Source organism: Salipiger sp. (genome assembly GCF_059781815.1).
On record NZ_JBYNAH010000181.1, the window covers coordinates 1 to 11,286 of the forward strand.

General features: G+C 66.5%; 11 protein-coding genes. 8 read left to right on the forward strand and 3 right to left on the reverse strand.

What is annotated here, in order from left to right; genetic code table 11:
- Positions 1-1,076: ABC transporter transmembrane domain-containing protein (locus AC6RA4_RS18365; protein WP_500162829.1), on the reverse strand; the 1,076-nt coding region annotated here is incomplete at its 3' end.
- Between the two features lie 119 nt (positions 1,077-1,195).
- On the opposite strand from AC6RA4_RS18365, the gene AC6RA4_RS18370 reads away from it, so the two are divergent.
- Complete coding sequence (locus AC6RA4_RS18370) at positions 1,196-1,675, forward strand: RrF2 family transcriptional regulator (RefSeq protein ID WP_500162830.1); 480 nt, start codon at positions 1,196-1,198, stop codon at positions 1,673-1,675.
- 217 nt (positions 1,676-1,892) lie between these two features.
- A complete protein-coding gene (locus tag AC6RA4_RS18375) occupies positions 1,893-4,682 on the forward strand; it encodes a bifunctional aconitate hydratase 2/2-methylisocitrate dehydratase (protein ID WP_500162832.1) in 2,790 nt (929 codons plus the stop codon).
- Between the two features lie 153 nt (positions 4,683-4,835).
- On the opposite strand, the gene AC6RA4_RS18380 is transcribed toward AC6RA4_RS18375, so the two are convergent.
- Positions 4,836-5,291 (reverse strand): Lrp/AsnC family transcriptional regulator, encoded by a 456-nt coding sequence (locus AC6RA4_RS18380; RefSeq protein ID WP_500162834.1) that lies wholly within the window; start codon positions 5,289-5,291, stop codon positions 4,836-4,838.
- A gap of 152 nt (positions 5,292-5,443) precedes the next feature.
- On the opposite strand from AC6RA4_RS18380, the gene cobA reads away from it, so the two are divergent.
- The 6 genes from cobA to AC6RA4_RS18410 all read left to right on the forward strand — a co-directional run bounded on the left by cobA (position 5,444) and on the right by AC6RA4_RS18410 (position 10,402).
- Positions 5,444-6,217 (forward strand): uroporphyrinogen-III C-methyltransferase, encoded by a 774-nt coding sequence (cobA, locus tag AC6RA4_RS18385; RefSeq protein ID WP_500162835.1) that lies wholly within the window; start codon positions 5,444-5,446, stop codon positions 6,215-6,217.
- Positions 6,217-6,516, forward strand: a complete 300-nt coding sequence (locus AC6RA4_RS18390; protein ID WP_500162837.1) for a DUF2849 domain-containing protein — start codon at positions 6,217-6,219, stop codon at positions 6,514-6,516. The genes cobA and AC6RA4_RS18390 overlap by 1 nt, the downstream gene beginning before the upstream one ends.
- Before the next feature lie 65 nt (positions 6,517-6,581).
- Positions 6,582-8,255, forward strand: coding sequence for a nitrite/sulfite reductase (locus tag AC6RA4_RS18395; RefSeq protein WP_500162839.1), 1,674 nt, complete (start codon positions 6,582-6,584; stop codon positions 8,253-8,255).
- A gap of 4 nt (positions 8,256-8,259) precedes the next feature.
- The gene (locus AC6RA4_RS18400; protein ID WP_500162841.1) at positions 8,260-9,051 is read left to right on the forward strand and encodes a phosphoadenylyl-sulfate reductase; all 792 of its coding nucleotides are present in this window, start codon (positions 8,260-8,262) and stop codon (positions 9,049-9,051) included.
- A complete protein-coding gene (locus AC6RA4_RS18405; protein ID WP_500162843.1) occupies positions 9,048-9,431 on the forward strand; it encodes a DUF934 domain-containing protein in 384 nt (127 codons plus the stop codon). The genes AC6RA4_RS18400 and AC6RA4_RS18405 overlap by 4 nt, the downstream gene beginning before the upstream one ends.
- Before the next feature lie 107 nt (positions 9,432-9,538).
- Complete coding sequence (locus tag AC6RA4_RS18410; protein WP_500162845.1) at positions 9,539-10,402, forward strand: ferredoxin--NADP reductase; 864 nt, start codon at positions 9,539-9,541, stop codon at positions 10,400-10,402.
- A 190-nt stretch (positions 10,403-10,592) separates the two neighbouring features.
- Here the strand turns inward: AC6RA4_RS18410 and AC6RA4_RS18415 are convergent.
- Positions 10,593-11,286, reverse strand: a 694-nt coding sequence (locus AC6RA4_RS18415) for a hypothetical protein (RefSeq protein WP_500162846.1), incomplete at its 5' end; no start/stop codon positions are given.

Here is an 11,286-nt window from a genome sequence, read left to right on the forward strand (position 1 = left end):
ATCTCCAGCTCGGGATAGCGGATGCCGCGATGGCGCAGACCGCTCAGCCGCAGCACCGGCAGCGGCGCCGATGACGACACCCGCCCCCCGCGCCCGAGCCGCGCCACGCGCGGCTCGTCCCGCCAGGCTGCAATCTCGGCCAGCACCGCATCGGCCCCAGCCTTGTCATGCCAGGCGCTCGCGAGATCGCGCAGCGGCTGGAAGAACTCCGGCGCCAGCAGCAGCAGGAAGATCCCCACCGCCGGTGAAAGCGGCGCGCCCCAGCCGCCCCAGCCGAGCTCTCCCAGCAGCGTGAACCCGACCCAGATCGCCACCATCGCCACGCCCAGCGCCGAGAACAGCTCGAGCACGGTCGAGGACAGGAAGGCGATGCGCAGCACCGCCATGCTGCGCGTGCGCAGGTTGTCCGAGGCCTCGGCAAACCCCGCCACAAGCGGGCCGCCCGCACCGATCAGGCGCAGGTCCGAGAGCGCCGCAAGCCGGTCGACGAGCAGGTCGCTGAGCGCGCCGATCTCGACCATCTGGCGTTCGCTCGCGGCCTTGGCCGCCCAGCCCACCAGCGCCATGAAAACCGGGATCAGCGGTCCGGCGAGCAGCAGGATCAGCGCCACCGCCCAGCTGTGCCAGAGCGCGATGGCGAAGATCACCAGGGGCACCACGCTGGAACGCAGCCGCGCCGGGCGGTAGCGCATCAGGTAGGGCCGCAGCGCCTCGAGCTTCTCACCCGCCAGTGCCGCCAGCGCGCCGGCGCCGCCATGGCGCGCGGCGTCGGCGGCCCCGGCCTCGCGTGTCAGGATCTCTTCGCGCAGCGCGACGATGCGCGCGTCCGCCGCCTCCGAGAGCACCCGCTGGGCCAGCGCGTCAAGCGCGGCGCGCAGCGCGGCCAGCGCAAGGAACGCCGCCGCTGCCGCGAGCGCCGGCACCCGCTGAGGATCGGTCAGCATCCCGCCCAGCGCCCAGGCGATCACCGCCGCCTGAATGAGCCAGACCAGCGCCGGCATCAGTGCCAGCCGGGTGCCGAGAGCCTCGGCCCGGGAGGGCCCGTCGCCTTTGAAAGTAGTTGCAGCTGGGGTCATCGTCATAATCCGCACATGAAATGCGGATTTATCGCCATCATGGCCACGCGTACTTGATCTACCTCAAGGAAATTCGGCATCCTGTTCACAAGAAAAGGAGCATGCCGGAGGAGGACGCCATGCGGCTTACCACGCGAACCAACCTTGCGGCCCGCATCCTGATGGCCTGCGCGCTGAACCCCGACCGGCTGCTTCGCACCGCCGAGATCGCGGGATTGTGCAACTGCTCGACCAACCACGCCGCCCATGTGGTGCAGCGCCTGCACGCCGAAGGGTATCTCGAAGCCCAGCGCGGCCGCACCGGCGGCATCCGGCTGGCGCGCACACCAGAGCAGATTTCGATCGGCTCCGTCTTTCGCCTGTTCGAATCCGAGATCCCCTTTGCCGAATGCTTCGACGAGGAGACCAACAGCTGCCCGCTGGTCGGCAATTGCCGCCTGCGCACCTATATCCTGCGCGCGCTCGATGCGTTCTACCATGAGCTCGACATGGCCACGCTCGACGACCTCGTGCGCGGCAATTGCGGCCTTGGCGCCTTGCTGAGCCTGCAGCCAACGCTTCCGGAGACCTGCACGCCGCAGCCGCGCGGCACCGGCTGACCCGCCCCCCCCCCTCGGGATTCCCCGGCTCGCGTTGTGCCTGTCGCACAAGCGCGGCACATGGCATGATGCGGGTGCAGCGTTTTGCCACTGTCGAAACGCTTGCCACGGATTCGCTATTCGTATACTGCCGCATACAATAAGCGAGCTGCGGCCTGCCCGACGCTGTCGCGGCCCGCTGCTCCAGCTTCGCCCACACTGAACCGCAGGGATCGTCATGAGCTTGTACACAGACTACCTAACCGAGATCGAAACGCGCAAGACCGAGGGGCTGCACCCCAAGCCCATCGACGATGGCGCGCTCGTGGCCGAGCTGATCGCGCAGATCGAGGATACCGGCAACGAGCATCGCGACGACTCCCTTCAGTTCTTCATCTACAACACCCTGCCCGGCACCACCTCTGCCGCCGGCGTCAAGGCTGCCTTCCTGAAGAAGATCATCCTCGGCGAGGCCAAGGTCGAGGAAATCACCCCGACCTTCGCCTTCGAGCTGCTGTCGCACATGAAGGGTGGCCCCTCGGTCGAGGTTCTGCTCGACCTCGCGCTCGGCGATGATGCCGAGATCGCCAAGCAGGCCGGCGACGTTCTGAAGACCCAGGTCTTCCTCTACGAGGCCGACATGGACCGCCTTTCCAAGGCCTATGCCGAAGGCAACCCCGTCGCCACCGACATCCTGCAGAGCTATGCCAAGGCCGAGTTCTTCACCAAGCTGCCGGATATCGACGAAGAGATCGAGGTGGTGACCTACATCGCCGCCGAGGGCGACATCTCGACCGACCTGCTGAGCCCCGGCAACCAGGCGCACTCGCGCTCGGACCGCGAGCTGCACGGCAAGTGCATGATCTCCGAGACCGCGCAGAAGGAAATCGAGGCGCTGAAGCTGCAGCACCCGGGCAAGCGCGTGATGCTGATCGCCGAGAAGGGCACCATGGGCGTGGGCTCGTCGCGGATGTCGGGCGTCAACAACGTGGCGCTGTGGACCGGCAAGCCGACCTCGCCCTACGTGCCCTTCGTCAACTACGCCCCGGTCGTGGCCGGCACCAACGGCATCTCGCCGATCTTCCTGACCACCGTGGGCGTGACCGGCGGCATCGGTCTTGACCTGAAGAACTGGGTCAAGAAGGTCGACGCCGACGGCAAACCGATCCTCAACAATGACGGCAACCCGGTGCTCGAGCAGAAATACTCTGTCGCCACCGGCACCGTGCTGAAGATCGACACCAAGGCGATGAAACTGACCGACGAGGACGGCAAGGAGCTGGTCGACGTCTCCTCCGCCTTCACGCCGCAGAAGGTCGAGTTCATGAAGGCGGGCTCGTCCTATGCCATCGTCTTCGGCAAGAAGCTGCAGACGTTTGCGGCCGAGACCCTCGGCGTCGAGCCGACCCCGGTCTTCGCGCCCTCCAAGGAGGTCTCGATCGAGGGCCAGGGCCTGACCGCCGTCGAGAAGATCTTCAACAAGAACGCGCTTGGCACCACCCCGGGCAAGACCCTGCACGCGGGCTCGGACGTGCGCGTCAAGGTCAACATCGTGGGCAGCCAGGACACCACCGGCCTGATGACCAGCCAGGAGCTCGAGGCGATGGCGGCGACCGTCATCTCGCCGACCGTCGACGGCGCCTACCAGTCCGGCTGTCACACCGCGTCGGTCTGGGACAAGAAGGCGGAGGCCAACATCCCGCGCCTGATGAAGTTCATGAACGATTTCGGCCTGATCACCGCGCGCGATCCCAAGGGCGAATACCACGCCATGACCGACGTGATCCACAAGGTGCTCAACGACATCACCGTGGATGACTGGGACATCATCATCGGCGGCGACAGCCACACCCGGATGTCGAAAGGCGTGGCCTTCGGCGCAGACAGTGGCACCGTGGCGCTGGCGCTGGCGACCGGTGAGGCGACCATGCCGATCCCGGAATCCGTCAAGGTCACCTTCAAGGGCAAGATGGCCGATTACATGGACTTCCGCGACGTGGTGCACGCCACCCAGCTGCAGATGCTCGAGCAGTTCGGCGACAACGTCTTCCAGGGCCGCATCATCGAGGTGCATATCGGCACCCTGCTCGCCGACCAGGCCTTCACCTTCACCGACTGGACCGCAGAGATGAAGGCCAAGGCCTCGATCTGCATCTCCAACGACGAGACCCTGATCGGCTCGCTGGAGCTGGCCAAGTCGCGCATCCAGGTGATGATCGACAAGGGCATGGATAACGCCGCCAAGACCCTGCAGGGCCTGATCGACAAGGCCGACAAGCGCATCGCCGAGATCCGCTCGGGCGAGAAGCCGGCGCTGCGTCCGGATGACAACGCCAAGTACTTCGCCGAGGTCGTCGTCGATCTCGACAAGATCGACGAGCCGATGATTGCCGACCCGGACGTCAACAACGCCGACCCGTCGCGCCGCTACACCCACGACACCATCCGCCCCGTCTCCTACTACGGCGGCGAGAAGAAGGTGGACCTGGGCTTCGTGGGCTCGTGCATGGTGCACAAGGGCGACATGAAGATCGTCGCGCAGATGCTGAAGAACCTCGAGAAGACCAACGGCAAGGTCGAGTTCAAGGCCCCTCTGGTGGTTGCGGCTCCGACCTACAACATCATCGACGAGCTCAAGGAAGAGGGCGACTGGGAGATCCTCCAGAAGTACTCGGGCTTCGAGTTCGACGACATGTTCCCCAAGACCCAGGCCCGCAAGGAGTACGAGAACATCCTCTACCTCGAGCGCCCGGGCTGTAACCTGTGCATGGGCAACCAGGAAAAGGCCGAGAAGGGCGACACCGTGCTCGCCACTTCGACCCGCCTGTTCCAGGGCCGCGTGGTGGAGGACTCCTCCGAGAAGAAGGGCGAGTCGCTGCTCGCCTCGACCCCGGTGGTGGTGCTCTCGGCGATCCTCGGCCGCACGCCGAACGCTGACGAGTACAAGAGCGCGGTCGAAGGCATCGACCTGACCAAGTTCGCGCCGCCGGCCGCCGCTCCCGAGACCACCCGCTCGGTGCACTTCTGATCAGCCGCGTGCCAGGGCGACTTTCGCCCTGGTGCCCGCCCTACGACATGAAAAAAGGCCGCGTTCCGACGCGGCCTTTTGCATGTCTGGAGGTCACCACGCCCGGCAGGGCATCACGGGCCGCACGGTCGTCGCACCTGCGCCTGGCGGCGTCTACACCGGCAGGGCCGTTGTGTTCTTGATCTCTTCCATCGACAAGAGCGCGGTGACGTTGTGCACCTTCACCTCAGAGATCAGCGCCTGATAGAACACATCATAGGCCCGGGCGTTCTGCACCCGGACCTTGAGGATGTAGTCAATGTCGCCGGCCAGCCGGTGCGCCTCCATCACCTCGGGGCGCGAGCGCACCGCGTGCAGGAACCGCCCCTGCCAGTCCGCGTCATGCTCCGAGGTGCGGATCAGCACGAAGAAACAGGCCTCGAAGCCCAGCTTGTCGGCGTCGGCGATCACCACCTGCGGGCCGATCACCCCGCCCTCGCGCATCTTGCGAATCCGGTTCCAGACCGGGGTCTTGGACGAGCCGACCGCGCGGGCAATCTCGTCGAGCGACCGTCCCGCATCGAGCTGCAGTTCGCGAAGGATTTTCCGATCGGTGCCGTCGAGCTGCATGGGTTTTCCTCTTTCCTGTCCATCCATAGACGCTGTTTCATAACACGCGCCACGGAAAGAACAAAGTTCTTTAAAACCGCCCCCTCCTAGCGGAATACGGGGACAATGTTCTATATTTCCACAAGCGAAACACTCACAGCGGACGCACCCAGATGGCACATCCCTCCCAGACCCCGCCCCGCGGGCACGTGGCCTTTGTCGGCGCCGGCCCCGGCGACCCGGAGCTTCTGACCGTCCGTGCCATGCGTGAGATCCAAGCCGCAGAGGTCATCCTGCACGACCAGCTCGTGCCGGAGGCGATCCTGTCGCTCGCGTCTGAAACCGCCACGCTGGTGCCCGTCGGCAAGAAGGGCTTCGGCCCGTCGATGAAGCAGGGGGATATCAACGCGCTGATCATCGCGCACGCGCAAAGCGGCGCCCGCGTGATCCGCCTCAAGGCCGGCGATCCCGGCGTGTTCGGCCGGCTCGACGAGGAAACCGAGGCGCTCGACGCCGCCGGCATCCCCTACCACGTCACCCCGGGCCTGACCGCCTCGACCGCCGCCGCCGCCAGCCTCGGCGTGTCGCTGACCAAACGCGGACGCAATTCCGACCTGCGGCTGCTGACCGGTCATGACGTCAAGGGCTTCGCCGAGCAGGACTGGCGCGCCCTGGCCCGCCCCGGCGCGGTGGCCGCAATCTACATGGGCAAGCGCGCCGCGCGCTTCCTGCAGGGCCGGCTGATGATGCACGGCGCCGATCCCGCCACCCCGGTGACCGCGGTCGAGAACGCCTCGCGCCCCAACGAGCGCCACATCGCCACCACCCTCGCCATGCTGGCCGCCGATCTCGATGCCGCCGAGCTTGATGGCCCCGCCGTGCTGCTGCTGGGCCTTGCCCCGCAGGCGGCCCGCGCCCTCGCAATCGCCAGACAGGAGGTCTCCTGATGCCCAAGGCCTTTACCCCGAAAGTCGTCACCGCCAATGCCCTGCTCGAGGGCGACGTGATCTACCTCGCCGCCGATGACCGCTGGGTCCGGCGCCTCGACGAGGCGGAGATCATCACCGACGAGGCCATCGCGCAGCTCCGCCTGCTCGACGCGCAGGCCCGCGCCTCCGAGGCGGTCGGCGTCTACCTCGCCGACATGGCGCCCTCCGAGGATGGCCCACAGCCGACGCATTTCCGCGAGGAGTTCCGCGCTACCGGCCCGTCCAACTACCACCACGGCAAGCAGGCCGCCGGCTGAGGCCGCGCCCCTTCTCGAAGACATTTGCGGGGTCCATGCATGACCCCCGCGGGAGAGACTGACAGATGTACAGCTACACAGAGTTCGACACAGCCTTCGTTGCAGAGCGCAACCGCCAGTTCCGTCAGCAGGTGGAGCGCCGCATCTCCGGGGCCCTCACCGAGGACGAGTTCAAGCCGCTGCGCCTGATGAACGGCCTTTATCTCCAGCTGCACGCCTACATGCTGCGCGTGGCGATCCCCTACGGCACCCTCAACGGCGCGCAGATGGATCAGCTCGCGCTGCTGGCCGAGAAGTGGGACAAGGGCTACGGCCATTTCACCACCCGCCAGAACATCCAGTACAACTGGCCCGAGCTGCGCGACGTGCCCGACATGCTCGACGCGCTGGCCGAGGTCGGCATGCACGCCATCCAGACCTCCGGCAACACCATCCGCAACGTGACCGCCGATCACTTCGCCGGCGCCGCCGCCGACGAGATCGCCGATCCGCGCCCGGTGGCCGAGCTGCTGCGCCAGTGGTCGACCGATCACCCGGAATTCCAGTTCCTGCCGCGCAAGTTCAAGATCGCCGTCACCGGCGCCGAGAACGACCGCGCCGTCATCAAGGCGCATGACATCGGCATCCAGGTCGTCGAGCATGACGGCGAGATCGGCTACCGCGTCCTCGTGGGTGGCGGGCTTGGCCGCACCCCGATGATCGGAAAGGAGCTGGCGCCCTTCGTGCCGCAGGCCGATCTGCTTCCGTATGTCGAGGCCGTGGTCTCGGTCTGGAACCTGCTTGGCCGGCGCGACAACAAGTACAAGGCGCGCATCAAGATCACCGTGCACGAGCACGGCATCGACGAGATCCGCGAGCGGGTCGCGGCGCGCTTTGCCGAGACCAAGGCGGCGTTCAACGGCGCCGATCTCGAACTCTTCGAGGAGATCGCGGCGCAGTTCGCCCCGCCCGCCTTCCGCAACGCGCCGACCGAGGCGTTCGATGCCGCCTACGAGGCCGACCCGGTGTTCCGCGCCTGGGCCGACAGCAACCTCACCGCGCACAAGGCCGGCGGCTATGCCATCGCGCAGATCAGCCTCAAGGCCCACGGCGAGACCCCGGGCGATGCCACCGCCGAGCAGATGCGCGTGATGGCCGACCTCGCCCGCCGCTTCGGCCATGACGAGCTGCGCATCACCCACGAACAGAACGTGGTGCTGCCGCATGTGCACAAGTCCGACCTGCCCGAGATCCACAAGATCCTGAAGGCGCATGGCCTGGCGACGGCCAATATCGGCAAGATCTCGGACATCATCGCCTGCCCCGGCATGGATTACTGCGCGCTGGCGACCGCCCGGTCGATTCCCATCGCGCAGGAGATCGCCACCCGGTTCGACGAGCTGAAGATCGAAAACGAGATTGGCGAGCTGAAGATCAAAATCTCCGGTTGCATCAACGCCTGCGGCCACCATCACGTGGGCCATATCGGCATCCTTGGCCTTGATCGTGCCGGCGTCGAGAATTACCAGATCACCTTGGGGGGTGATGCCACCGAGACCGCGAGCCTCGGGGAACGCACCGGGCCTGGCTTCCCGGCGGAAGAGGTGGTGCCCGCGATCGAACGCATCGTGGACGCCTACATGGAACATCGAGAAGGACCCGGGGAAAGCTTCCTGCAGACCTACCGCCGTATCGGCATGGCTCCCTTCAAGACGGCGCTCTACGGCGAGGACGCGGGCAAGCGGCAACGGGCTGCGTGACCGCATGACCTTTCAATCCCTCCCTGACACGCAGGCGCCCGGCGCGCCCGCGCTCGGTGCCGATGCGCTGGCGGATCTGCGCCAGCGCGTCGACGCGCTGAACGCGCGCTACCGCCATCACGGCGCGGTCGCGGTGCTCGAGGGCGCGCTGCGCGACCCCGAGGCCGGGGACATCGCCATGGTGTCGTCCTTCGGCGCGGAATCGATCGCGCTCCTCCACCTCGTGGCGATGATCGACCGCAAGACGCCGGTGCTGTTCATCGACACGCGGCTGCTGTTTGCCGAAACGCTGGTCTACCAGCAGGAGGTGGCCGAGCGCCTGCATCTCGAGGACGTGCGGGTGATCCGCACCGACAAGACGCTGCTGGCGCAGCGCGATCCCGATGGCACGCTGCGCGAGGCCAGCACCGATGCCTGCTGCGCGCTGCGCAAGACGGTGCCGCTCGAGGCGGCGCTTGCGGGTTTCGACGGCTGGATCACCGGGCGCAAGCGTTTTCAGTCGGCAACCCGTCAGGCGCTCGAGTTCTTCGAGCTCGAAGAGGCCACGGGGCGCATCAAGGTCAACCCGCTGGCGCATTGGGCACCGGAGGACGTGCGCGCCTATATGGACGAGAACCGCCTGCCCCGGCACCCGCTGGTGGCCAAGGGCTACCCGTCGATCGGCTGCGCCCCCTGCACCTCGCCGGTGGCCGAGGGCGAAGACCCGAGATCGGGCCGCTGGCGCGGCGAAGAGAAAGTGGAATGCGGCATTCATTTCGCCAATGGCCGCATGGTGAGACAAGGACCGAGCACATGAGCATCATCGTCACCGACGCGGGCTTCGGGCCCGACGACTGGAGCGCCGGCTTCGAGACCGAGACCGCGCTCGACCTGCCCTCCGATACCGATCCCGCGACGCTGGAGTTCGGCGCCGAGACGCAGATGATCCGCGTCGACTTTCCGAGCTTCGCCGACGGGCGCGGCTTTACGCTGGCCCGGCTGCTGCGGCTGCGCGGCTATACCGGCCGCCTGCGCGCCAAGGGGCATGTGATCTCGGACCAGTACGCCATGGCGCGCCGCTCGGGCTTCGACGAGGTCGAGATCTCGGACGAGCTGGCCGCGCGCCAGCCCGAGGCCGACTGGCTCTTCCGCTCAAATTGGCAGCAGCACGACTACCAGAGCCGCATGCGCGGTTGAGTCATCTTCCAATCCAAACGACAACGCTCTAGAAAGGGACTCGAGTTTCGTTTGTCTACAAACGAATTTTGCGCTATGAAGACGCAACGGAACTTGATGTGAACGCCATGACCGAGATGAGCCCCGTGACCGACACCAACGCCACCAAAGCCGATGCGCCGAAGAAGATGGTGCTGCCCGACGCCCAGACCGTGACCGAGGTCAAGCACTGGACCGACCGCCTGTTCTCGTTCCGGGTGACGCGCCCGGCGAGCCTGCGCTTCCGTTCGGGCGAGTTCGTAATGATCGGCCTGATGGGCGATCCGCATCCCGAGACCGGCAAGCAGAAACCGCTGCTGCGCGCCTATTCCATCGCCTCGCCCTCCTGGGACGAAGAGCTCGAGTTCTACTCGATCAAGGTGCAGGACGGCCCGCTGACCTCGAAGCTGCAGCACATCCAGCCCGGCGACGAGATCATCCTGCGCCCCAAGCCCGTCGGCACGCTGGTGCATGACGCGCTGCTGCCCGGCAAGCGCATCTGGTTCTTCGCCACCGGCACCGGCTTTGCGCCCTTCGCCTCGCTGCTGCGCGAGCCGCAGACCTACGAGGATTACGACGAGGTCATCATCACCCACACCTGCCGCGAGGCCGGTGAGCTCAAGTACGGCGCCGAGCTGATCGAGAGCCTGAAGACCGACGAGCTTCTGAACGAGGTGATCGGCGAGGGTTTCTGGAAGAAGATCAAGTATTACCCGACCACCACCCGCGAGGAGAGCGCCAAGATGGGCCGCATCACCGACCTGATGCGCTCGGGCGAGGCCTTTGCCGATCTTGGCGTCGCGCCGCTCAACCCCGAGACCGACCGCGCGATGATCTGCGGCAACCTCGCCTTCAACCTCGAGCTCAAGGAGATGTTCGAGGAATACGGGCTCGAGGAGGGCGCGAACTCCGACCCCAAGCATTACGTCGTCGAGAAGGCCTTCCTCGACTGACACCGGCCCCCGCCGTCAGCCAAGACATGCTTGCCCCCTGCCCCAGCGGCGGGGGGTTTGCGTTTCGACAGCCGCGCGGCACGGCGAGAGAGGCCGTCTGCCGGCGGCCCGCACGCGCTCCGGCGCAGCTCCGGGCTGCGGCCCCGGGCAGCGGCGCGCTGCACAGGCCCGCGGCGGATCTGCGCGTGGCTCAGTCCTGTTCGATGGTGGAAGGGTCGGAGCTGCGGGCGTCGATGCTCAGCAGCAACGCGAAAAACAGCAGCGCAAGCGCGCCGGCGGTGTAGATCGACATGCCATTGAGCAGCGGAATCGCAAATGCCGATCCGGGCTCGAAAGAGTTGCCGGCGATGATCGCGACAAAGGTCGAAAGACCCACCACCGCCATCAGGCCCGCGACCATCAGGTAAGTCTGGCGACCGGCAAGACGCAGGGTCGCCCCGGCGAAGAGGATCCCCAGACCGGTGCCATAGGACATGCGATCCGACGGCGCGACCAGCTTCGCGAACACGCGGTGATCGAGGTCGCTTCGACCGATCAGGGAGAGGGCGATGTTCAGCGCCGCAACGGCCATTGCGGCGGTCGCGAGAATCGCCAGGGCGCGTTCGGCGCGCGGCGACCGGCTGACGAAGAGCGGCAGGCACAGGTAAAGCAGCGCGAGGCAGAGCGCCGTGCTGGGTACCGTGCTGGCCAGACGCGGCGAGGGCCGCACAAGCATGTCGAAATCGACCACCCAGCCGACCAGCACGCAGAGCATGAGCGCCACGCCGAGCCCGGCGAGGAACCGCACGAAATGAAAATGCTCGGGAGGCATGGGCCGCGTCACTCTGCAGAAGATTGATTGCTCAGGGGGAAGAGTAACGCAAAGCCAGACACTGTCGCAAGGG